Genomic DNA, 21,242 nt, shown 5'->3' with positions numbered 1-21,242 from the left:
GAACCGAAACTGTGAGGCACCACGTGTCCGATGCGCTGGCCCCTTCCCACCTGAGAGTGCTGAATCCGGCCACCGAGGAACTCGTCGCCGTCGTCCCGGCCGCCACACGGGACGACGTCGACGCCGCCGTAGCCCGGGCCGCCGCCGCCCAGCGCGCCTGGGCGGCGGCCGCCCCCGCCGACCGGGCCCGGCTGCTGCGCCGCTTCGCCGCCGTCGTCGACGGGCACGTCGAGGAGCTGGCCCTGCTGGAGGTCAGCGAGGCCGGCCACACCATCGGCAACGCCCGCTGGGAAGCGGGCAACGTCCGCGACCTGCTCGAATTCGCCGCCGGGGGAGTGGAACGGCTCTCCGGCCGGCAGATCCCCGTCGCCGGCGGCATCGACGTCACCTTCCTCGAACCCCTCGGCGTCATCGGCGTGATCGCCCCCTGGAACTTCCCCATGCCGATCGCCGCCTGGGGCCTCGCCCCGGCCCTCGCCGCCGGCAACGCCGTGATCCTCAAGCCCGCCGAGACCACCCCGCTGACCGCGCTGCGCCTCGCCGAGCTCGCCCTCGAGGCCGGGATCCCCGAGCACCTCTTCCAGGTGCTGCCCGGCCACGGCGACACCGCGGGCGACGCCCTCGTCGAACACCCCGGCGTCGCGAAGATCGTCTTCACCGGATCCACCCGCGTCGGCAAGCAGATCATGGCCAAGTGCGCGGACCGGGTGAAGCGGGTCACCCTCGAACTCGGCGGCAAGAGCCCGAACATCGTCTTCGCCGACGCCGACCTGGAGGCCGCCGCGGCCGCCGCCCCCATGTCCTTCCTCGACAACAGCGGCCAGGACTGCTGCGCCCGCACCCGCATCCTCGTCCAGCGCTCCGCCTACGACCGCTTCCTGGAGCTCGTCGCCCCCGCCGTGCAGGCCGTGGCCGTGGGCGACCCGCTCGACGACAAGACGCAGATGGGCCCGCTGATCTCCCGGGTCCAGCTCGACCGCGTCCGCTCCTTCGTCACCGACGACCTCACCGCCGTCCGCGGCAGCTGCCCCGAGGGCCCCGGCTTCTGGTACCCGCCGACCCTCGTCACCGGCGCCGCCCCCACCGACCCCGTCGCCCGCGAGGAGGTCTTCGGCCCGGTCGCCGTCGTCCTGCCCTTCGAGGACGAGGAGGAGGCCGTACGGCTGGCCAACGCGACCGAGTACGGCCTCTCCGGCTCCCTCTGGACCCGCGACATCGGCCGCGCGCTGCGCGTCTCGCGCGCCGTCGCCGCCGGCAACCTGTCCGTCAACTCCCACAGCAGCGTCCGCTACTGGACCCCCTTCGGCGGCTACAAGCAGTCCGGCCTCGGGCGCGAGCTCGGCCCCGACGCCCTCACCGCTTTCACCGAGACCAAGAACGTCTTCATCAGCACGGAGGCCTGAACCGACATGACCGACCGCACCGAAGAGATCATCTGCCGCCGCCTCGTCGGCCGCACCGCCGTCATCACCGGAGCCGGCAGCGGCATCGGCCTCGCCACCGCACGCCGCCTCGCCTCCGAGGGCGCCAACGTCGTCTGCGGCGACATCGACGAGACCGCCGGCAAGGCCGCCGCCGAGGAAGTGGGCGGCACCTTCGTCAAGGTCGACGTCACCAGCCCCGAGGACGTCGAGGCCCTCTTCAAGACCGCCTTCGACATCTACGGCTCCGTCGACATCGCCTTCAACAACGCCGGCATCTCGCCCCCGGACGACGACTCCATCCTCACCACCGGCCTGGAGGCCTGGAAGCGGGTCCAGGACGTCAACCTCACCTCCGTCTACCTCTGCTGCAAGGCCGCACTGCCCTACATGCAGCGCCAGGGCCGCGGCTCCATCATCAACACCGCCTCCTTCGTGGCGATCATGGGAGCGGCCACCTCCCAGATCTCCTACACCGCCTCCAAGGGCGGAGTCCTCGCCATGTCCCGCGAACTCGGCGTGCAGTTCGCCCGCGAGGGCATCCGCGTCAACGCCCTGTGCCCGGGCCCCGTCAACACCCCGCTCCTCCAGGAGCTGTTCGCCAAGGACCCCGAGCGCGCCGCCCGCCGGCTGGTGCACATCCCGCTCGGCCGGTTCGCCGAGCCCACCGAGATCGCCGCCGCCGTCGCCTTCCTGGCCAGCGACGACTCCTCCTTCATCAACGCCACCGACTTCCTCGTCGACGGCGGCATCTCCGGCGCCTACGTCACCCCCCTGTAGCCGCCACCCCCACCCAGCCCCCCACCGCACAGCCGGGCGTCGCACGACGCCCGGCTGTCGTGCTCCACCGCCCGTGACCTCCCTCACCGCCAAGGAGCGTTCACCCATGTCCCCACGCACCGCCACCCGGCGCCTCCAGGCACTCGCCGCCGCCGCGCTCACCGTGGCCGCCCTCGTCGCCGTCGCCCCCGACGCCGAGGCCGCCCGCCCCACCGCCGGCTGTAGCGCCGTACAGGTGGGTCCCGGCTGGTACGGGTCCAACCGGGCCCGGCTGCAGGAGCTCGTCGACCGCCACGGCCGCTGCGACCCCCACCGGCCCGGCCGCGCCCGCCCCGTCGCCGTCTTCGACTGGGACAACACCGTCGTCAAGAACGACGTCGGCGACGCCACCATGTTCTGGCTGCTCCGCAACTCCAGGATCCGCCAGCCCGCCCACGGCGACTGGAGCACCACCAGCCGCTTCCTGACCCCCGAGGCGGCCCGCGCCCTCGCCGACGCCTGCGGCGCCCTGGCCCGCCCCGGCACCCCGCTGCCCACCGGGACCCCCGCCGGAGCCGGCTGCGCGGACGAGGTCAACGCGGTCTACGGCACCGCCTCGACCCGCACCGGAGCCGCCGCCTTCGCCGGCTGGGACCGCCGCACCATGGAACCGGCCTACGCCTGGCTGCCCCAGCTGATGCAGGGCTGGACCGCCCGCGAGATCCGCGGCTTCGCCGCCGCCGCCCGCGCCGAGAACCTCGCCGCGCCCGTCGGCGCCACCCAGCAGGTCGGCACCGGCCGGGCCACCGGCTGGGTGCGCTACTACGACCAGCAGAAGGACCTGGTCAAGAGCCTCCGGAAAGCCGGCTTCGACGTCTGGATCAGCTCGGCCTCCCCGCAACCGGTCGTCGAGGTCTGGGCCGAGGGCGTCGGCATCGGCGCGGACCGCGTCATCGGCATCCGCAACACCACGACCCGCGGCGGGGCCTACACCACCCGCCTCCAGGGCTGCGGATCCGTCCGGGACGGCGCCGACACGATGATCACGTACATCGACGGCAAGCGCTGCTGGATCAACCAGGAGGTCTACGGAGTGCGCGGCGCGGCCGCCGAGCACGTCCAGCCCGCCTCCCGCCGGCCGGTCTTCGCGGCCGGGGACTCCGACACCGACATCTCGTTCCTGCGGGACGCCACCGCCCTGCGGCTCGTCGTGAACCGGAACAAGAACGAACTGATGTGCCGCGCCTACGACAACAGCGACGGCAAGTGGATCGTGAACCCGATGTTCATCGAGCCCAAGAAGCAGCGGACCAGCCCCTACCCCTGCTCCACCACGGGCTACGTCGACCACGACGGCACGCCCGGCCCGGTCCGCCGCGCGGACACCAGCGTCGTCCCGGACCAGGCGGACACCGTGTTCTAGGCCGTGCTCCGGACCGTGCTCCAGGCCGTCACAGGAAGGTGCGGCCCTCGCCCCGGTAGGTCGGGGCGGTGGCCGTCACCCGGTCGCCCTCGATCAGGTGCAGCACGTCGAACCGCTCGCACAGCTCGCCCGCCTTGGCGTGGCGGAACCACACCCGGTCCCCGATCAGCAGGTCGTCGGCCGCGCTCCCCAGCAGCGGCGTCTGCACCTCGCCCGCGCCCTCCTGGGGGTCGTAGCGCAGCCCCTGCGGCAGGTACGGGACCGGCAGCCGGTCCGGGCCGGCCGCACCGGACGCCGGGTAGCCGCCGCCGAGCACCGTCACCACCCCCACACCGGGCCGGCGCACCACCGGCTGCGCGAACAGGGCCGCCGGACGCCCGCTGAACGACGTGTAGTTGTCGAAGAGCCGCGGCACGTACAGACCCGACCCCGCGGCGATCTCCGTCACCGCGTCCTCGGCCGCCGTCTGCTGCACGCTGCCCGTGCCACCGCCGTTGACGAACTCCAGGTCCGGTACGACCTCCCGCACCGCCCGCACCACCGCGGCCCGCCGCGCCGCGAGCTCCCTGCGGGCCGCGCCCTGCATCAGCCGGATCGCCCGCGACCGCAGCGGCCGCCCGGCCAGCGCGTCCCCGACCCCCGCGACATGCCCCTCGTACGCCATCAGCCCCACCACCCGGAACCCGGGCCGGGCCGCGACCGTGCGGGCCAGTGCCGCCAGCTGCGCCGGCTCGCGCAGCGGGGACCGCCGTGCCCCCACCCGCACCCGGCCGCCCAACAGGTGCAGGGCGGTGTCCAGTTCCAGGCAGACCCGGACCTCCTCGGAGCCGCCGTCGCGGGCCGCGTCGATCAGCTCCAGCTGCGCCGGGTCGTCCACCATCACGGTGACCGCGGCGGCCAGCTTCGCGTCGTTCGCCAGCTCGCCGAACCCGGCCCGGTCGGCGGAGGGATAGGCGAGGAGCACGTCCTCGAAACCGGACCGCGCCAGCCACAGCGACTCGGCCAGCGTGTACGACATGATCCCGGCGAACCCGGGCCGCGCCAGCACCCGTTCGAGCAGGGCGCGGCACCGCACCGACTTGCTGGCGACCCGGACCGGCTTCCCGCCGGCCCGGCGCACGAGGTCGTCGGCATTGGCGTCGAAGGCGTCGAGGTCCACGACGGCCAACGGTGCGTCCAGGTGCGCGGTCGCCCGGTCGTACCGGGCGCGGTCGGCGGCGGGGGAGTTCATGGGCGGCAGCTTGCCAGAGGTCCGTACCGGTGGGTAGGGGTGCACGGTCCCGCGCTGCGGCTCCCGGCCCGGCCCGCCGCCCGGGCAGGCCCCCGCGGCGAACCCCGTAGAGTACGGACAGGCAGCCGTACGGAACGGGGGGCGGAGCCGCCGGATGACCACGACGACACCGCGGACCACACTGCCGGGCGAGCCCGACCCCTGGTCCCCGCCGCCCCCGGACCTCCCCGCCCGCGCGCGCCGCAGCCCCGGCCGGATCCTCGCCGCTGCCACCTGCCTCCTCCTCGGCGGCGCCCTCGTCGGCGGAGCCGCCGTCGCCACCTGGGCCGAACACCGCGCCGCGCAACGCCCCCCGAGCGCCGCGGCCGCCTACCGCACGGCCGGTTCGCTGTGGCGCTCCGCCCCCGTCGACAGCCTCTTCCCGCCCGTCCTCACCGGGCCCTCGACCGGCCCGGGCGGAGCCGACCGGACCTGGACCCGGATCGCGCTCGCCCCCGACGCCGACTGCCCGGCCGTCCTCGCGGCCGACTGGCAGGCCGTGCTGGCCCCCGCCGGCTGCACCCGCGTGCTCCGCGCCACCTACACGGACGCCACCCGCAGCTCCCTGGTCGCCGTCGGCATGGTCTTCACCCCCGCGGACGCCCCCACCATGGCCGCCCTCGCCGGCCGGTTCACCGCCCCGCCCGCCTACGGGTTCGCCGAGACCCGGCGCGCCGCGTGGGCCGCCTCCGTGAGCGACGAGGCCCCCGTGGTCGTCTACGCGGTCTCCGCCTTCGCCGACGGCCGGCCCGTGGAAGCGCCCCTGCCCGCCGAGGAGGCCGCCGCGAAGGACGCCACCGGAGCGGTCGCCGGGGCCGGCCTCGGCCACGAGGCCAAGGCGGTCGCCGCCCGCATCGACGACGCCCTGGCCGCGCTCGCCGCCCCGCCGCGCCCCGCACCCGCCCCGGAGCCCGCACGATGACCCCCGACGCCCGCGGACCCCTCGGCCGCCCGGGCCCGCCCGGCGGACCCGGGCGCGGGGCACCCGCCCGGGTCCGCACCCGGGGCGCCGCCGCCCTGGCCGCCACCGCCGCCCTGCTCGTCGCCGCCACCGCCTCCCCGGCCGCGGCCGACACCGCCCGGGACCGCCAGTGGGGCCTGCTGGCCCTGCGCGCGGAGGAGGCCTGGGGCACCACCCGCGGCGACGGCGTGACGGTGGCCGTCCTGGACACCGGGGTGGACGACTCCCACCCCGACCTGGCCGGGCAGGTCCTGGAGGGTCACGACCTCATCGGCATGGGCGCCGGCCGCGGGGACCGCACCTGGGCCCGGCACGGCACCGCCATGGCGAGCATCATCGCCGGACACGGCCACGGGCCGAGCCGCTCCCAGGGCGTCCTCGGCATCGCGCCGCAGGCCCGGATCCTGCCGGTCCGCGTGATCCTGGAGGAGGGCGACCCCGGCCGCGCCCGGGCGCGCGAGAGCAAGGGCGGCGCGCTGGCCGAGGGCATCCGGTGGGCCGCGGACCACGGGGCCGACGTGATCAACATGTCCCTCGGCGACGACAGCGACTCCGCCCACCACGAGGCGGGCGAGGACGAGGCCGTGCAGTACGCCCTGTCCAAGGGGGTGGTGGTCGTCGCCTCCGCCGGCAACGGCGGCGAGTCCGGCGACCGCGTCTCCTATCCGGCCGCCTACCCGGGGGTCATCGCCGTCACCGCGGTGGACCGCCGCGGCCGCAAGGCGAAGTTCTCCACGCGCAACTGGTACGCCACCGTCAGCGCTCCCGGCGTCGACGTGGTGATCGCCGACCCGGACCGGTCCTACTACGAGGGCTGGGGCACCAGCGCCGCGGCGGCCTTCGTCTCCGGGGCCGTGGCCCTCGTCAGGGCGGCCCACCCGGACCTGTCCCCGGCGCAGATCAAGAAGCTGCTGGAGGACACCGCCACCGATGCGCCGGCCGGCGGCCGCGACGACGCCCGCGGGTACGGCACGGTGGACCCCGTCGCCGCCCTCCAGGCCGCCGAGGCCCTGCGGCCCGAGGCCGCGGTGCCCGCTCCGGCCGCGGCCGCAGCCCCGTACTTCGGGCCGGGTCCCGAACCGGCCCGGCCGGCCGGCCGGGGGTCCGCGCCGGTCGCCGGGGCGGCCGCGGTCGCGGGGGCGGTGCTGCTGGTCCTGGCGGCCGTACTGGCGCGGCGCCCGCGGCGGGGTACCCGGGGCGGGGACCCCGCCCCGGCACAGTAGGGTCGGGTAACTGTGGCGAACATGGCGAACAAGAACATTCCCGACCCGGGCTTCTCCGACGACGACGGCACCGCCGATCCCGAGCTGACCGCGGCCCTCGCCGCGTGGGCCGGGGACCGCGCGCAGGAGCCGCGGGTGCTGGCCGCGCTCAAGGGCGCCAGGCTGCTGGTGCCCGTGGTCGCCGTGCTCGGCGAGGTGGAGACCGATCCGGAGACCGGCCTCCGGCGGGAGAAGACCAGCGACATGGCCGTCCCGACCCTGCGCGCGGGCGACCGGCGGGCCCTGCCCGCCTTCACCTCCACCGCCTCGCTGGCGCTGTGGGACCCGGCCGCCCGGCCGGTGGCGGTCCCGTTGCACCAGGCCCTGGCGGCCGCCGCGCACGAGAAGGCCGACACGGTGGTCATCGACCTCGCCGGCCCGGTGTCCTACCAGCTGACCGGCCCGGCTCTGCTGGCCCTCGCCGAGGGCCGTACGGACGCCGACCCGCTGGCCGACCCCGCGGTGCGCGAGGCCGTACGGGCCGCCGTGGCGGCGGAGCCCGCCGTGCTGGGCGCCCACCTCGGGCCGGGCGGCGCGGACGCCGACGGCACCCTGGCCATCGTGCTGGCCGTCGAGCCGGGGGCGCAGGCCGCGGCCCGCCGGGTCGCCGAGGCACTGGCCGCCGACACCACCCTGCGGGCCCGCCTGGTGCGCGGGCTCGACCTCGCGCTGTTGCCGGCCGGTGCCCCGGTGCCGCCCGGCGAGCCCCTGTTCACCCGCTGAGGGCGTCGGCCACGGGCGGCAGGCGGGAACGAAGAGAGGCGGGTCACACAGGGACTCCTGTGTGACCCGCCTCTCCTTCTCCCGGGTGGGATCAGGCGAAAACGGGACCCGTGAACTTCTCGCCCGGCCCCTGGCCCGGCTCGTCCGGCACGAGGGACGCCTCGCGGAAGGCGAGCTGGAGCGACTTCAGGCCGTCGCGCAGCGGGGCGGCGTGGAAGGAGCTGACCTCGGTGGCGCTCGCGGTGACCAGGCCGGCGAGGGCCGTGATCAGCTTGCGGGCCTCGTCGAGGTCCTTGTGCTCGGAGTCCGGCTTGTCCAGGCCCAGGTTGACCGCCGCGGCGCTCAGGAGGTGCACGGCCACCGTGGTGATGACCTCGACGGCGGGCACGTCCGCGATGTCGCGGGTCATGGCGTCGTAGTCGGGGGCGCCGTCGGCGGCGGGGTCGGTGGAGGGGGTCGCGTCAGTCATGTGCCCCACGATATGCCGTGCGGCGGGCTTGCATCGCGGGTGCTAGTATGTAGCTCGACCGGCCGGATACTCGCGTGTCCGGCCCACAAGTGGAGGCTCCGTTCTCCCACCCGACCACCCTCCGGGGCGGCGGGTCACCGGTCAGGTGGCATCCATCGTTCCGTACGGACGATGGAAAGCCGCCCGATTTTGCGCCCCGCGTGATGCATGCGGCGGTGTTCCGGTTGTTTTGGAGCCCCTGCCTGTGCCCGGCGGGGCTTTTTCATTCTCCCGCTGTGGTCGGTCTGACGGAAATACACGTCAGCGGCTGTCTGCCAGGCAGTCGTGTGGTGCTACCGAGGAGGATCCATCAGCACCGAGCCCCGCATCAACGACCGGATTCGCGTTCCCGAGGTACGGCTTGTCGGTCCCAGCGGCGAGCAGGTCGGCATCGTGCCGCTTGCCAAGGCGCTTGAGCTCGCGCAGGAGTACGACCTCGACCTGGTCGAGGTAGCGGCCTCCGCACGCCCGCCGGTCTGCAAGCTCATGGACTACGGCAAGTTCAAGTACGAGTCGGCCATGAAGGCCCGTGAGGCGCGCAAGAACCAGGCGCACACGGTCATCAAGGAAATGAAGCTCCGGCCGAAGATCGACCCGCACGACTATGACACCAAGAAGGGTCACGTCGTTCGGTTCCTCAAGCAGGGCGACAAGGTCAAGATCACGATCATGTTCCGCGGTCGTGAGCAGTCCCGGCCGGAACTCGGCTACCGACTGCTGCAGCGTCTCGCTTCGGACGTCGAGGAGCTCGGCTTCATCGAGTCGAACCCGAAGCAGGACGGCCGAAACATGATCATGGTCCTCGGTCCGCACAAGAAGAAGACCGAGGCCATGGCCGAAGCCCGCGAGGCGCAGGCCGCCCGCAAGGCAGAGCGCCAGGGTGCTGCCGCGGCCGGTGACGAGGCTCCTGCGAAGGAGACCGAGCCGGCCGAGGACGCCACCGAGGTCGCCTCCGCCGACGCCGACGGGCCGAACGCCGAGGCCTGATCCGGGACACCCCGTCCCTGATCACCCACACAACTGACGCTCCCGCGAGCCGGTCCGAGACTGGGCCGGTGGGAGCGCCACCGACGAGGAGATAACGGCGCCATGCCGAAGAACAAGACGCACAGCGGTACCAAGAAGCGCTTCAAGGTCACCGGCTCCGGCAAGGTGCTCCGCGAGCGCGCCGGCAAGCGCCACCTGCTCGAGCACAAGTCGTCCCGCCTGACCCGTCGCCTCACCGGCAACGCGGAGATGGCTCCCGGCGACGCCGCGAAGATCAAGAAGCTTCTCGGCATCTGACGTCCTCCGCTCCCGGTGCAGGGAGCGGATCCACGTCAGACCGGGACCCCATCGAATTTCGGGCCGTGTGAAGACATCCACGGCCCCGCTACAAGGAGTTAAAAAGTGGCACGCGTCAAGCGGGCAGTAAACGCCCACAAGAAGCGCCGGGCGATCCTCGAGGCGGCCTCCGGCTACCGCGGTCAGCGTTCGCGCCTGTACCGCAAGGCCAAGGAGCAGGTCACCCACTCGCTGGTCTACAACTTCAACGACCGCAAGAAGCGCAAGGGCGACTTCCGTCAGCTGTGGATCCAGCGCATCAACGCCGCTGCCCGCCAGAACGGCATGACCTACAACCGCCTCATCCAGGGTCTGAAGGCCGCCAACATCGAGGTGGACCGCAAGATCCTCGCCGAGCTGGCCGTCAACGACGCCAACGCGTTCGCCGCGCTGGTCGAGGTCGCGCAGAAGGCCCTCCCGGCCGACGTCAACGCCCCCAAGGCCGCTGCCTAAGGGCTAGCCGGCCCGCGATCACGCGGCCGGCCCCCACGGACCCGCAGGCATTCGCCTGCGGGTCCGTGTGCTTTCGCCCCGCACCCCGTCCGCCCGCGCCGGCCGCGCCCGCGCGCGCTCCGGCAACCCCGAGAGAGAACCGCAGAGACCATGGGTACCCCCGCCGAGCTGATCTCCCCCCGATCCCCGCGGGTGGCCGCCGCCAGGCGACTGGCGCGGCGCAACTTCCGCACCAAGGAGCGCCGGTTCATCGCCGAGGGCCCGCAGGCGGTCCGCGAGGCCGTCGAGCACCGCGGCCCCACGGGGGAGTCGACGCTGATCGAGCTGTTCGCCACCGTCGAGGCGGCGGAGCGTTACGCCGACATCGTCGAGGCGGCCCGCGAGGCCGGTGCCCGCGTCCACCACGCCTCCGACGAGGTGCTGGCCGAGGTCTCGCAGACCGTCACCCCGCAGGGGCTCGTCGGTGTCTGCCACTTCCTGGACTCCCCCTTCGAGGAGATCCTCAAGGCCGGACCCAAGCTCGTCGCCGTCCTCGCGCACGTCCGCGACCCCGGCAACGCCGGCACCGTGCTGCGCTGCGCCGACGCCGCGGGCGCCGACGCGGTCGTGCTGACGGACGCCTCCGTCGACCTGTACAACCCCAAGTCCGTCCGGGCCTCCGTCGGCTCCCTCTTCCACCTCCCGGTCGCGGTCGGCGTACCGGTGGAGCAGGCCGTCGAGGGGCTGCGCGCGGCCGGCGTACGGATCCTGGCGGCCGACGGCGCCGGCGAGGACGACCTCGACGCCGAACTGGACGCGGGCACCATGGGCGGCCCGTCGGCGTGGGTCTTCGGCAACGAGGCCTGGGGCCTGCCCGAGGAGACCCGGGCCCTCGCGGACGCCGTGGTGCGCGTCCCGATCCACGGGAAGGCGGAGAGCCTGAACCTCGCGACGGCCGCCGCCGTGTGTCTCTACGCGTCCGCCCGTGCACAGCGGGCGCCCGGAGGGTGCCGCTCCGTGACCCCCAGCTAGTAATGTGGCGGCCCGGGGGCCCACTGCGCTACTCGGAGATGTGGGGTACGGGGACATGACCGTGGGTACGAACAGCTCGCCCGGAGCCGCCGGCGCGGCCGAGGAGCAGTACCGGGACGCCCCCGAGGCCGCCGCCGCGGGCGACGGGCTGAGCGGTGTGCCACCGCAGGCGGTGGACTCGGCCCGGGCCTCCGGCGCCCGCGGCGGCCGGACCGCCGGGGTCCCCGGGGCCCCCCCCGCCGACGCGTTCGGCCCGGGTTTCGGGATGGACCCCGACAGCCTGCCCGACGGGCTCGTCGTCGCCGATGCCCGCGGCCGCGTGATCTGCTTCAACTCCGCCGCCGCGCGCATCACGGCCCTGGCCCCGGACCGGGCGCTCGGCGCCCCGATCGAACACGCGCTGCCGCTGGAGGACCTGGAGGGGCGCCGCTGGTGGGCCCTCACCGACCCGTACGGGGGACTGGCCACCCGCCGCGGGCAGCCCGAGCGGAACCTGCTGCTCCCCGGCGGCCGTGAAGTGCTCGTCTCGGCCAGCTACGTCCGTACCCACCCCACCGGCCCGGTCCGCCGCCTCGTGGTCACCCTGCGCGGCACCGAGGCCCGCCGGCGCACCGAGCGCAGCCATGCCGAGCTGATCGCCACGGTCGCCCACGAGCTGCGCTCCCCGCTGACCTCCGTCAAGGGGTTCACCGCGACGCTGCTCGCCAAGTGGGAGCGGTTCACCGACGACCAGAAGCGGCTGATGCTGGAGACGGTCGACGCCGACGCCAACCGGGTCACCCGTCTCATCGCCGAACTCCTCGACATCTCGCGCATCGACTCCGGGCGTCTGGAGGTGCGCCGCCAGCCGGTCGACATCGCCACCGCCGTCGGCCGGCACGTCCAGGCGCTCACCGCGAACGGCCAGGCACCCGAGCGGTTCCTCGTCAGCGTCGCCCGCCCGCTGCCCGACCTGTGGGCCGATCCCGACAAGATCGACCAGATTCTCGGCAACCTCCTCGAAAATGCGGTGCGGCACGGCGAAGGAACGGTCACCATCGGGGTATCGCCGCACGAGAAAGGAACCGCCGTCACCGTGAGCGACGAAGGCCCCGGGATCCCCGACGAGTCGATGGCCCGCGTCTTCACCCGCTTCTGGCGGGGGAGCAAGCGCGGCGGCACCGGCCTGGGCCTGTACATCGTCAAGGGCATCGTCGAGGCCCACGGCGGGACCATCACCGTCGGCCGCGGACCCGGCGGCGGCGCCGAGTTCCGATTTATCCTGCCCGTGAGCGCCCCGGCGTACCTCACGCAGTAGTCCTGCGGAGCGTCTCGTCGGGCGGCCCACGGGCTTCTCCACCCCCGGCGGCCCTTAGACTCGTCCTTTGGCACCTTTGTGTCCTTGTGCCGAGCGCGTCCTGCGCGTCGCCCGGGGGACCCAACCAGCCAGCCATCGGAAGTACGGGAAGAGATGTCGGCACCGAACAAGTCGTACGACCCTGTCGAGGTCGAGGCACTGAAACCGGAAGAGATCGAGCGCATGCGGGACGAGGCGCTCGCCGCCTTCGCGGCCGCCGGCGACCTCGACGCGCTGCGCGAGGCGAAGACCGCGCACATGGGCGACCGCTCGCCCCTGGCGCTCGCCAACCGCGAGATCGGCGCCCTGCCCCCGCAGGCCAAGGCCGAGGCGGGCAAGCGCGTGGGCCAGGCCCGCGGCGCCGTGAACAAGGCCTTCGGGGCCCGCACCGTCGAGCTCGAGGCCGAGCGCGACGAGCGGGTGCTGGTCGAGGAGGCGGTGGACGTCACGCTGCCCCACGACCGCACGCCCGCGGGCGCCCGGCACCCGCTGACCACGCTGATGGACCGCATCGCGGACATCTTCACGGCCATGGGCTACGAGGTCGCCGAGGGCCCCGAGGTCGAGGCGGAGTGGTTCAACTTCGACGCCCTCAACTTCACGCCCGACCACCCGGCGCGCCAGATGCAGGACACCTTCTTCGTCAAGGGCCCCGAGGGCACCGAGGGCGACGAGTCCGGCGTCGTGCTGCGCACCCACACCTCCCCGGTGCAGGCGCGCTCGCTGCTGGAGCGCAAGCCCCCCGTCTACATCGTCTGCCCGGGCCGCGTGTACCGCACCGACGAGCTCGACGCGACGCACACCCCGGTCTTCCACCAGGTCGAGCTGCTCGCCGTGGACGAGGGCCTGACCATGGCGGACCTGCGCGGCACCATCGACCACATGGTCAAGGAGCTGTTCGGCGAGGAGACCACCACCCGCCTGCGCCCGCACTTCTTCCCGTTCACCGAGCCGTCCGCCGAGATGGACATGCAGTGCTACGTGTGCCGCGGCGAGTCGGTGGGCAACCCCGACCGCCCGTGCCGCACCTGCTCCAGCGAGGGCTGGATCGAGCTCGGCGGCTGCGGCATGGTCAACCCCAAGGTGCTGACCGCCTGCGGCGTGGACCCGGAGAAGTACAGCGGGTTCGCCTTCGGCTTCGGCATCGAGCGGATGCTGATGTTCCGTCACAACGTTGAAGACATGCGAGACATGGTCGAGGGTGACGTTCGTTTCACCCGGCCTTTCGGGATGGAGATCTGATGCGGGTCCCGCTTTCGTGGCTGCGGGAGTACGTCGACCTCCCCGCGGGTGAGACCGGTCGCGACATCGCGGCCAGGCTCGTCGACGCCGGCCTGGAGGTCGAGACCGTCGAGCAGCTCGGCGCCGGGCTCCAGGGCCCGCTGGTCGTCGGACAGGTGCTGACCATCGAGGAGCTCGAGGGCTTCCGCAAGCCGATCCGGTTCTGCACGGTGGACGTCGGCGCGGCCAACGGCACCGGGCAGCCGCAGGAGATCGTCTGCGGCGCCCGGAACTTCTCCGTCGGCGACAAGGTCGTCGTGGTGCTGCCCGGCGCCGTCCTGCCCGGTGACTTCGCGATCGCCTCGCGCAAGACCTACGGCAAGACCTCGCACGGCATGATCTGCTCCGGCGAGGAGCTGGGCATGGGCGACGACGGCACGCACGGCATCATCGTGCTGCCGCCGGAGCACGAGGTCGGCACCGACGCGATCGAGCTGCTCCAGCTCGTCGACGAGGTGCTGCACATCGACGTGACCCCGGACCGCGGCTACTGCATGTCCCTGCGCGGCATCGCCCGCGAGGTGGCCACCTCCTACGGCCTGCCGCTGCGCGACCCGGCGCTGCTCGACGTGCCCGGGCCGAACTCGTACGGCTACCCGGTCACGATCGACGACCCGGCCGGCTGCGACCGCTTCACCGCCCGCACGGTGACCGGTCTCGACCCCGAGGCCCGTTCCCCGATCTGGCTCCAGCGCCGCCTGCAGAAGGCGGGCATGCGCCCGATCTCGCTCGCCGTCGACATCACCAACTACGTGATGCTGGAGCTCGGCCAGCCGCTGCACGCCTACGACCGCTCGCGCATCGACGGCGCCATCGGCGTGCGCCGGGCCGAGCAGGGCGAGAAGTTCACCACCCTCGACGGCGTCAAGCGCACGCTCGACGCCGAGGACCTGGTGATCACCGACAACAGCGGGCCGATCGGCCTCGCCGGTGTCATGGGCGGCGCCGACACCGAGATCGCGGACTCCGTGACCGATCCGGCGACCGGCCTCGTCACCGGGACCACCGAGGTGGTCATCGAGGCCGCGCACTTCGACTCCGTGTCGATCTCGCGCACCGCCCGCCGGATGAAGCTGTCCTCCGAGGCCTCCAAGCGCTTCGAGCGCGGCGTCGACCCGCAGGCCGCGGCCGCCGCCGCGCAGCGGACCGTCGACCTCCTCGTGCTGCTCGCCGGCGGCACCGCGGAGGCCGGCGTCACCGAGGTCGTCGCGCCGGGCGCCCCGCGCACCATCGCGATGCCCGCGGACCACCCGGACCGCGTCGCGGGCATGGAGTACGGCCGCGAGACCGTCGTCCGCCGCCTCCAGGAGATCGGCTGCGACGTCTACGGCCAGGACGAGCTCGTCGTCACCGTCCCCTCGTGGCGGCCCGACCTCGCCGCGCCCAACGACCTCGCCGAGGAGGTCATCCGGCTGGAGGGCTACGGCAACCTGCCGTCGACCCTCCCGCAGGCCCCGTCCGGCCGCGGTCTGACCGCCCGGCAGCAGCTGCACCGCCGGGTGGGCCGCGCGCTGGCCGGCGCCGGCTACGTCGAGGCGCTGAACTACCCGTTCATCGGCGAGGGCGTCTTCGACCAGCTCCAGCTGCCGGAGCACGACGCGACCCGCCAGGTCGTCACCCTCGTCAACCCGCTCTCCGACGAGGAGCCGGCGCTGCGCACCACGCTGCTGCCGGGTCTGCTCGGCGCGCTGCGCCGCAACGACAGCCGGGGCAGCCACGATCTCGCGCTCTTCGAGACCGGTTCGGTCTTCCGGGCCGCCGCGCAGCCGGGCGTCGCCGTACGGCTGCCCGTCGACCGGCGTCCCACCGACGAGGAGATCGCCACCCTCGACGCGGCCCTGCCCGCACAGCCGCGGTACGCCGCGGTGGTGCTGGCCGGTGCGCGCGAGCAGGCCGGCTGGTGGGGCAAGGGCCGTCCGGCCGACTGGGCGGACGCCGTCCAGGCCGCCCGCGCGCTGGCCGTCGAGGCCGGTGCCGAGCTGGTCGTCCGCCAGGGCCAGTACGGTCCCTGGCACCCGGGCCGCTGCGCGGAGCTCGTCGTCACGCTCGACGGCGTCGAGCAGGTCATCGGCCACGCCGGCGAGCTGCACCCGCGCGTCGTCAAGGCGATGGGCCTGCCGGCCCGCACCAGCGCGATGGAGCTCGACCTGGACCGCCTCGCGGCGGCCGGGGGCGAGGCCCTCCAGGCGCCCCGGATCTCCTCCTTCCCGGTGGCGACCCAGGACGTCGCGCTGATCGTGGACGCGTCGGTCCCGGCGTCCTCCGTCGAGGCCGCCCTGCGCAAGGGCGCGGGGGAGCTGCTGGAGTCCCTGCGGCTCTTCGACGTGTTCACCGGTGAGCAGGTCGGCGAGGGCAAGAAGTCCCTGGCCTACGCGCTGCGCTTCCGCGCGGCCGACCGGACGCTGACCGCAGAGGAGTCCACGGCCGCGCGTGACGCGGCGGTGGCGCTGGCTGGCGAGCGGACCGGGGCGGTGCTGCGGGGCGCGTAGCCCTCGGTCCTCGGCACGGTTCGAGGGTCACACGCCCAGGGGGCGCATCCGGAGCACCGGGTGCGCCCCTTGCGCGTGTTCCGGGACGGCCGGGAGACGCTCACCCGTCCGGGTGAGAACGCGGGCGGTCCGGGTCCGTGACCTTTCCTGTCGCGCGGCCGGCGGCGCACCGGTCCGGCCGCGAACACGCGTGCCGGGCCCGGTGGATGGGCCCGGCACGCGTCCGGTCCGGTTCCTGCCGGGGCGCGGCGACCAACCGGGCGTCGGCGGAACCGGGGCGCGCCGCCCGCCTGCCGTGGAGTGTCGGGCAGACAGCAGAACGGGCGGCGCGGTGACGGGTCGTCGCACTGTTCGAGGGGGAGCCGACGACCCGAGCTCCTCTTGGCGAGGGACTCAAGTGAAGCGCGAGCAGGGGTCCGTGCGGCAGAGTGCGCATCGCATTTATGCGCGTACTCACTTCACACCCCGTGTGAACCGCGCACCCACTAGCCTGAGACCGACGAGCCACAGGAGCGGCCCATGCAGCCAAACGTCCTGCTCGACGCCCTCCTTTCCGAGGCGGGCATGTCCCACGCGGGACTGGCCGCGCACGTGAACCAGGCGGGCCGCACCCGCGGCCTCGCCCTGCGCTACGAACACACCGCCGTCACCCGGTGGTTGAAGGGTCAGCGCCCGCGCGGCCAGGTCCCCGACCTGATCTGCGAGGTGCTGGGCCGGCGGCTCGGCCGGCCCGTGGCCCTGGACGACGTCGGGCTGGGCCTGCCGGACCGGCCGCCGTCCCCGCACGCCTCCCAGCTCAGCGGGTTCGTGGACCGGGCCGCCGCCCTGTGGCGCTCGGACGGACAGGCACGGCCGCAGCTCCTCGCGGCGGAGGCGGTCACCGGTACACCGGCCGTCATCCCGGTCTGGGAGTGGGAGAACCCGCCGGAGGACGCCGACGTCTCGCGCGAGGGGCCGCACCGGATCGGGCCCGAGCACATCGAGGTCCTCAAAACCGCCCGCGCCCACTACGAGCTGATGTACCGCCGGGCGGGCGGGCTCGCCACCCGCGACCGGATCGTCCGGTTCCTCGGCAGCGAGACGGCGCCCATGCTGCGGGGCAGCTACTCCGACGGCCTCGGCCGCCAACTGCACCGGGCGACCGGATCGCTGGTGGCGGTGGCCGGGATCTGCGCGTACGACTCGGACGCGCACGGGCTGGCCCAGCGCTACTTCCACCAGGCGCTGCGGCTGGCCAAGGCGAGCGGGGACCGGGGGCTCGGCGCCTACGTCATCGCGCTGATCGTCAACCAGTCCCTGCACCTGCGCGAGTACCGCCAGGCCGTCGCCTTCGCCGAGGCAGCGCTGCGCGCCGCCGGCGGGCACACCACCGCGGCCCTCACCGCCGACCTCTACGCGATGCAGGCCAAGGCGTACGCACAACTCGGCGACTCCCGGGCGGCGCTGGCCTGCATCGGGCGGGCCGAGGAGGCGGCGGCGCAGATCAGCCCGGGGAGCGAACCGGACGAGACCGGCTACGTGCAGCCGGGTCTGGTCAACGTACAGGTGGCCGAGGCCCTGCTCAGCCTGGGGGACCTGGACGCGGCACGGGCGCAGGCGGCGGCCGCCGTGGGCACTCCGGCGCACGACCGGGGCCGGGTGCACCGGCTGGCGATGCTGTGCGAGATCCAGTTGCGCCAGGGGGAGCCGGACCGGGCGGCGGCGGGTGCGGCCGAGATGGCCGAGCGGGCCCGGGGCATGGAGTCGCTGAGGCTGCGCGACCGGTTGCGGACGGTCCGCGAACAGCTTCTGACCAGCGGTTGTTCGGACGCGCGGGAGACCGCGCAGCTCATCGACGGGGCGCTGCGCGTTCCGCTGTGACAGGTGAGCTGGTGCCATGTTTGCCACCTACTCGAACGAAAGGTGGCACAGTCGTGCAGTGGACGAACCTGAGTGAGCAGACCGTGTACAAGAACCGCTGGTTCCACGTGAACCTCGCGGATGTCGAACTCCCCGATGGGCGGCACCTGGACCACTTCGTGATCCGGCTGCGCCCGGTCGCCGTGGCGACGGCCGTCAACGAGGCCGACGAGGTGCTGCTGCTGTGGAGGCACCGGTTCATCACGGACAGCTGGGGCTGGGAACTGCCCGCCGGAGTGGTGGAGGACGGCGAGGACGTCGCGGCCGCCGCGGCCCGCGAGATGGAGGAGGAGTCGGGCTGGCGGCCCGGCCCGCTCCACCACCTGATGACCGTCGAACCCTCCAACGGCCTCACCGACGCCCGCCACCACCTGTACTGGGCGGACGGGGCCACCTACACCGGCCACCCCGAGGACGACTTCGAGTCCTCGCGCCGGGAGTGGGTCCCGCTCAAGCTGGTGCCGGACATGATCGCGCGCGGGGAGATCCCGGCCGCCAACATGGCGGCCGGGCTGCTCCTGCTGCACCATCTGCGGTTGGGCAGGACCTGAACGCAGACCCCGCGGGCCGGCGGGCGGGTCAGCTGTACGGGTAGAAGCCCGCGCCCGTCTTGCGGCCCAGGCGGCCCGCGTCGACCATCCGCTGGAGCAGCGGCGGAGCGGCGTACAGGGGCTCCTTGTACTCGGAGTACATCGAGTCGGCGATGGAGGCGATGGTGTCCAGGCCGATCAGGTCCGACAGCTTCAGCGGGCCCATCGGGTGGGCGCAGCCGAGCTCCATGCCGTTGTCGATGTCCTCGCGGCTGGCGATGCCCGACTCGAACATGCGGATCGCGGACAGGAGGTAGGGGACGAGCAGGGCGTTGACGACGAAGCCGGAACGGTCCTGGGCGCGGACCGCGTGCTTGCCGAGCACGTCCCGCACCAGGGCTTCCGCGCGCTTGACCGTCTCCTCGCCCGTGGTGAGCGCCGGGATCAGCTCGACGAGCTTCTGGACCGGGGCCGGGTTGAAGAAGTGGATGCCGATGACCTGGTCGGGGCGCGAGGTGGCCACGGCCAGCTTGACCAGCGGGATCGACGAGGTGTTGGAGGCGAGGATCGCGTCCGGGCGGGTGATCACCTGGTCGAGGATCTGGAAGATCTCGGTCTTGACCTGCTCGTTCTCGACGACGGCCTCGATCACGAGGTCGCGGTCGGCGAACTCGCCGAGGTCGGTGGTGAAGGTGAGGCGGGCCAGGGTGGCGTCCCGCTCCTCCTCCGTGATCTTGCCGCGTTCGGCGGCCTTGGTCAGGGAGTTGTGCAGCCGGGTACGGCCGATCTCCAGGGCTTCGCCGGTGGTCTCGGCGACCTTGACCTCAAGGCCGCTTCGGGCACACACCTCGGCGATACCCGCACCCATCTGGCCACAGCCCACTACGCCGACCCGTGTGATGTCGGAAGGGAGGTCAGTCACTTCGTGCCTTTCGCAGCTCATCCGTCGGCGGGTCCCCCGTACGATTCCGGCGCCCGCCACGCCCCCCGACGTTACTCCCGACCTTGCGCGGGACGGCGGCCCGGGGCGGGCATGCTGAGCGAACACCGTTCAATGTCACTCAGTGAAACGGAGTCATCACATGGCGTACATCGGTCGACGGGCGCTGCTGGCCGGAGCGGCGGGGGTGATCGCCGCCGCGACCGGGGGGACGGCGCTGGCGGGGCCGCGGAGCGCGGGCCCGCTGCCGGGCGGCGCGGGTGCCGCGGAGTTCCGGGGGATGTGGGTGGCCTCCGTCTCGAACGTGGACTGGCCCTCGCGCACCGGGCTGTCGGCCGCCACGCAGCGCAAGGAGCTGCTGGCCCTGCTCGACACCGCCGTCCGCCGGCGGCTCAACGCGGTGATCCTCCAGGTCCGGCCGGCGGCCGACGCCCTGTGGCCCTCGCCGTTCGAGCCCTGGTCGCAGTGGCTGACGGGGCAGCAGGGCGTGGACCCGGGCTGGGACCCCCTGGGCACGGCGGTGGCCGAGGCGCACGCCCGCGGTCTGGAGCTGCACGCGTGGTTCAACCCCTACCGGGTGGCCAACCACGCCGACCTCGACCGGCTGGTGCCCGGTCACCCGGCGCGGCAGGACGGCTGGACGGTCGCGTACGGCGGGAAGCTCTACTACAACCCCGGGGTGCCCGAGGTGCGGCGCTTCGTGCAGGACGCCATGCTCGACGCGGTCACCCGCTACCCGCTGGACGCCGTCCACTGGGACGACTACTTCTACCCCTACCCGGTCGACGGCGAGTACTTCGACGACGACGCGGCCTTCGAGGAGCACGGGGCCGGCTTCTCCTCGCGGGCGGCCTGGCGCCGCAACAACACCGACACCCTGGTGAAGGAGATGTCCGAACGGCTGCGGGCCCTGCGGCCCGCGGTCCGCTTCGGGATCAGCCCCTTCGGGATCTGGCGCAACTCCGACCGGGACCCGGCCGGATCACAGACGCGCGGGCTCGCCGCCTACGACGAGCTCTACGCGGACACCCGCAAGTGGGTCAGGCAGGGCTGGATCGACTACGTCGTGCCGCAGGCGTACTGGCACATCGGGCACCCGACGGCCGACTACGCGGTGCTCGTCCCCTGGTGGGCCCGGACCGTCGCGGGCACCGGCGTCGACCTGTACGTGGGGGAGGGGCTCTACCGCTGCGACCGCAACAGCCCCACGGCGGCCTGGCGCGATCCGGCGGAGCTGTCCGAGCACGTCCGGTTCGCCCGCGGATACCCGGAGGTCCGCGGCCACGTCTACTTCTCGGCGAAGCAGGTGGCCACGGACCCCAACGGTGCGATGGCGCGGGTGGTCGCCGACCACTACGGCTCGGCGGTGCCGCCGCGCTGATCCGGTGCCCGGTCGTTGCCCGGTCCGGTTGTCCGGTTCAGTGGCTGGGCTCTGCGGGGTGGCGGACCGTGCAGTCGGGTCCGGGAGCCATCAGCGCCTCGTGCCCGTCCTCGAAACGGACCCGGTACGGGGGGGTTCCGTTCTCTCCGAGCACCTGGGTGATCTCGCCCACCTTGTCGTGCTGTCCGACGATCCTGCCGTGCTGCACCAGCTGGTCGCCCTCGGTCGCTCGCATGACTGACCTCCCTCGGTGGCGCTCCGATCCGGTGCTA

General features: G+C 73.6%; 20 protein-coding genes. 16 read left to right on the top strand and 4 right to left on the bottom strand.

All coding sequences use genetic code 11. The annotated features are described in order from the left end of the window. The first annotated feature begins 23 nt into the window (after positions 1-23). From ACPU2J_RS07215 to ACPU2J_RS07205, 3 genes are all read left to right on the top strand, one after another. A complete protein-coding gene (locus ACPU2J_RS07215; protein WP_420081315.1) occupies positions 24-1,403 on the top strand; it encodes an aldehyde dehydrogenase family protein in 1,380 nt (459 codons plus the stop codon). 6 nt (positions 1,404-1,409) lie between these two features. Next, a complete protein-coding gene (locus ACPU2J_RS07210) occupies positions 1,410-2,201 on the top strand; it encodes a 3-oxoacyl-ACP reductase (protein ID WP_420081316.1) in 792 nt (263 codons plus the stop codon). 106 nt (positions 2,202-2,307) lie between these two features. Then, complete coding sequence (locus tag ACPU2J_RS07205; RefSeq protein WP_423832967.1) at positions 2,308-3,603, top strand: haloacid dehalogenase-like hydrolase; 1,296 nt, start codon at positions 2,308-2,310, stop codon at positions 3,601-3,603. A gap of 28 nt (positions 3,604-3,631) precedes the next feature. On the opposite strand, the gene ACPU2J_RS07200 is transcribed toward ACPU2J_RS07205, so the two are convergent. Further along, on the bottom strand, positions 3,632-4,834 hold the full coding sequence (locus tag ACPU2J_RS07200) for an amino acid deaminase/aldolase (protein WP_365083692.1): 1,203 nt from the start codon (positions 4,832-4,834) through the stop codon (positions 3,632-3,634). Between the two features lie 154 nt (positions 4,835-4,988). On the opposite strand from ACPU2J_RS07200, the gene ACPU2J_RS07195 reads away from it, so the two are divergent. Genes ACPU2J_RS07195 through ACPU2J_RS07185 form a run of 3 tightly spaced genes read left to right on the top strand, consistent with a single transcriptional unit; the run spans position 4,989 to position 7,819 of the window. Next, positions 4,989-5,795, top strand: a complete 807-nt coding sequence (locus ACPU2J_RS07195; RefSeq protein WP_420081318.1) for a hypothetical protein — start codon at positions 4,989-4,991, stop codon at positions 5,793-5,795. Next, positions 5,792-7,057, top strand: a complete 1,266-nt coding sequence (gene mycP, locus ACPU2J_RS07190; protein ID WP_423832966.1) for a type VII secretion-associated serine protease mycosin — start codon at positions 5,792-5,794, stop codon at positions 7,055-7,057. The genes ACPU2J_RS07195 and mycP overlap by 4 nt, the downstream gene beginning before the upstream one ends. Positions 7,058-7,078: 21 nt before the next feature. Beyond that, the gene (locus tag ACPU2J_RS07185; RefSeq protein ID WP_420081320.1) at positions 7,079-7,819 is read left to right on the top strand and encodes an SseB family protein; all 741 of its coding nucleotides are present in this window, start codon (positions 7,079-7,081) and stop codon (positions 7,817-7,819) included. Between the two features lie 91 nt (positions 7,820-7,910). Here ACPU2J_RS07185 and ACPU2J_RS07180 read toward each other — a convergent pair whose 3' ends face one another. Continuing rightward, on the bottom strand, positions 7,911-8,288 hold the full coding sequence (locus tag ACPU2J_RS07180; protein WP_361605035.1) for a DUF1844 domain-containing protein: 378 nt from the start codon (positions 8,286-8,288) through the stop codon (positions 7,911-7,913). 324 nt (positions 8,289-8,612) lie between these two features. Between ACPU2J_RS07180 and infC the strand changes: the two genes are divergently transcribed. The 9 genes from infC to ACPU2J_RS07135 all read left to right on the top strand — a co-directional run bounded on the left by infC (position 8,613) and on the right by ACPU2J_RS07135 (position 18,670). Further along, on the top strand, positions 8,613-9,314 hold the full coding sequence (infC, locus tag ACPU2J_RS07175) for a translation initiation factor IF-3 (protein WP_361605032.1): 702 nt from the start codon (positions 8,613-8,615) through the stop codon (positions 9,312-9,314). Positions 9,315-9,416: 102 nt separating this feature from the next. Beyond that, positions 9,417-9,611 (top strand): 50S ribosomal protein L35, encoded by a 195-nt coding sequence (gene rpmI / locus ACPU2J_RS07170; RefSeq protein WP_030770466.1) that lies wholly within the window; start codon positions 9,417-9,419, stop codon positions 9,609-9,611. Positions 9,612-9,716: 105 nt separating this feature from the next. Further along, the gene (rplT, locus tag ACPU2J_RS07165; protein ID WP_007263143.1) at positions 9,717-10,103 is read left to right on the top strand and encodes a 50S ribosomal protein L20; all 387 of its coding nucleotides are present in this window, start codon (positions 9,717-9,719) and stop codon (positions 10,101-10,103) included. Between the two features lie 150 nt (positions 10,104-10,253). Further along, positions 10,254-11,114 carry a TrmH family RNA methyltransferase gene (locus tag ACPU2J_RS07160; RefSeq protein WP_361605029.1) on the top strand — a complete coding sequence of 287 codons (861 nt, stop codon included), beginning with the start codon at positions 10,254-10,256 and terminating at the stop codon, positions 11,112-11,114. 265 nt (positions 11,115-11,379) lie between these two features. Continuing rightward, complete coding sequence (locus ACPU2J_RS07155; RefSeq protein WP_361605047.1) at positions 11,380-12,411, top strand: sensor histidine kinase; 1,032 nt, start codon at positions 11,380-11,382, stop codon at positions 12,409-12,411. A 153-nt stretch (positions 12,412-12,564) separates the two neighbouring features. Then, positions 12,565-13,692 (top strand): phenylalanine--tRNA ligase subunit alpha, encoded by a 1,128-nt coding sequence (gene pheS, locus ACPU2J_RS07150; protein ID WP_361605026.1) that lies wholly within the window; start codon positions 12,565-12,567, stop codon positions 13,690-13,692. Then, positions 13,692-16,220 carry a phenylalanine--tRNA ligase subunit beta gene (gene pheT, locus ACPU2J_RS07145; protein WP_420081321.1) on the top strand — a complete coding sequence of 843 codons (2,529 nt, stop codon included), beginning with the start codon at positions 13,692-13,694 and terminating at the stop codon, positions 16,218-16,220. The genes pheS and pheT overlap by 1 nt, the downstream gene beginning before the upstream one ends. A gap of 519 nt (positions 16,221-16,739) precedes the next feature. Continuing rightward, positions 16,740-18,080, top strand: a complete 1,341-nt coding sequence (locus ACPU2J_RS07140) for a transcriptional regulator (RefSeq protein ID WP_423832965.1) — start codon at positions 16,740-16,742, stop codon at positions 18,078-18,080. A 53-nt stretch (positions 18,081-18,133) separates the two neighbouring features. Next, entirely contained in the window at positions 18,134-18,670 is a 537-nt protein-coding gene (locus ACPU2J_RS07135; protein WP_420081323.1) for an NUDIX hydrolase, read from the top strand. A 28-nt stretch (positions 18,671-18,698) separates the two neighbouring features. Here the strand turns inward: ACPU2J_RS07135 and ACPU2J_RS07130 are convergent, their stop codons facing one another. Continuing rightward, entirely contained in the window at positions 18,699-19,592 is an 894-nt protein-coding gene (locus ACPU2J_RS07130; protein WP_361605014.1) for a 3-hydroxybutyryl-CoA dehydrogenase, read from the bottom strand. A 139-nt stretch (positions 19,593-19,731) separates the two neighbouring features. Between ACPU2J_RS07130 and ACPU2J_RS07125 the strand changes: the two genes are divergently transcribed. Beyond that, positions 19,732-20,970 carry a glycoside hydrolase family 10 protein gene (locus tag ACPU2J_RS07125; RefSeq protein WP_420081324.1) on the top strand — a complete coding sequence of 413 codons (1,239 nt, stop codon included), beginning with the start codon at positions 19,732-19,734 and terminating at the stop codon, positions 20,968-20,970. A gap of 37 nt (positions 20,971-21,007) precedes the next feature. On the opposite strand, the gene ACPU2J_RS07120 is transcribed toward ACPU2J_RS07125, so the two are convergent. Then, the gene (locus ACPU2J_RS07120; protein ID WP_361605008.1) at positions 21,008-21,205 is read right to left on the bottom strand and encodes a DUF1918 domain-containing protein; all 198 of its coding nucleotides are present in this window, start codon (positions 21,203-21,205) and stop codon (positions 21,008-21,010) included. Positions 21,206-21,242: the final 37 nt, after the last annotated feature.

The sequence above is a fragment of the Streptomyces manipurensis genome (genome assembly GCF_049570255.1).
In the GTDB taxonomy this organism is placed as follows: Bacteria; Actinomycetota; Actinomycetes; order Streptomycetales; family Streptomycetaceae; genus Streptomyces; species Streptomyces manipurensis.
This window is presented reverse-complemented; position numbering and strand designations above follow the sequence as displayed.

Bases quoted from the DNA above. Each gene is read 5' to 3' on its own strand.
- ACPU2J_RS07210 (WP_420081316.1), top strand. From the start codon at position 1,410: ATGACCGACCGCACCGAAGAGATCATCTGCCGCCGCCTCGTCGGCCGC.
- ACPU2J_RS07205 (WP_423832967.1), top strand. From the start codon at position 2,308: ATGTCCCCACGCACCGCCACCCGGCGCCTCCAGGCACTCGCCGCCGCC.
- ACPU2J_RS07200 (WP_365083692.1), bottom strand. From the start codon at position 4,834: ATGAACTCCCCCGCCGCCGACCGCGCCCGGTACGACCGGGCGACCGCG.
- ACPU2J_RS07195 (WP_420081318.1), top strand. From the start codon at position 4,989: ATGACCACGACGACACCGCGGACCACACTGCCGGGCGAGCCCGACCCC.
- mycP (WP_423832966.1), top strand. From the start codon at position 5,792: ATGACCCCCGACGCCCGCGGACCCCTCGGCCGCCCGGGCCCGCCCGGC.
- ACPU2J_RS07185 (WP_420081320.1), top strand. From the start codon at position 7,079: ATGGCGAACAAGAACATTCCCGACCCGGGCTTCTCCGACGACGACGGC.
- ACPU2J_RS07180 (WP_361605035.1), bottom strand. From the start codon at position 8,288: ATGACTGACGCGACCCCCTCCACCGACCCCGCCGCCGACGGCGCCCCC.
- rpmI (WP_030770466.1), top strand. From the start codon at position 9,417: ATGCCGAAGAACAAGACGCACAGCGGTACCAAGAAGCGCTTCAAGGTC.
- ACPU2J_RS07160 (WP_361605029.1), top strand. From the start codon at position 10,254: ATGGGTACCCCCGCCGAGCTGATCTCCCCCCGATCCCCGCGGGTGGCC.
- ACPU2J_RS07155 (WP_361605047.1), top strand. From the start codon at position 11,380: ATGGACCCCGACAGCCTGCCCGACGGGCTCGTCGTCGCCGATGCCCGC.
- pheS (WP_361605026.1), top strand. From the start codon at position 12,565: ATGTCGGCACCGAACAAGTCGTACGACCCTGTCGAGGTCGAGGCACTG.
- pheT (WP_420081321.1), top strand. From the start codon at position 13,692: ATGCGGGTCCCGCTTTCGTGGCTGCGGGAGTACGTCGACCTCCCCGCG.
- ACPU2J_RS07140 (WP_423832965.1), top strand. From the start codon at position 16,740: ATGCAGCCAAACGTCCTGCTCGACGCCCTCCTTTCCGAGGCGGGCATG.
- ACPU2J_RS07130 (WP_361605014.1), bottom strand. From the start codon at position 19,592: ATGAGCTGCGAAAGGCACGAAGTGACTGACCTCCCTTCCGACATCACA.
- ACPU2J_RS07125 (WP_420081324.1), top strand. From the start codon at position 19,732: ATGGCGTACATCGGTCGACGGGCGCTGCTGGCCGGAGCGGCGGGGGTG.
- ACPU2J_RS07120 (WP_361605008.1), bottom strand. From the start codon at position 21,205: ATGCGAGCGACCGAGGGCGACCAGCTGGTGCAGCACGGCAGGATCGTC.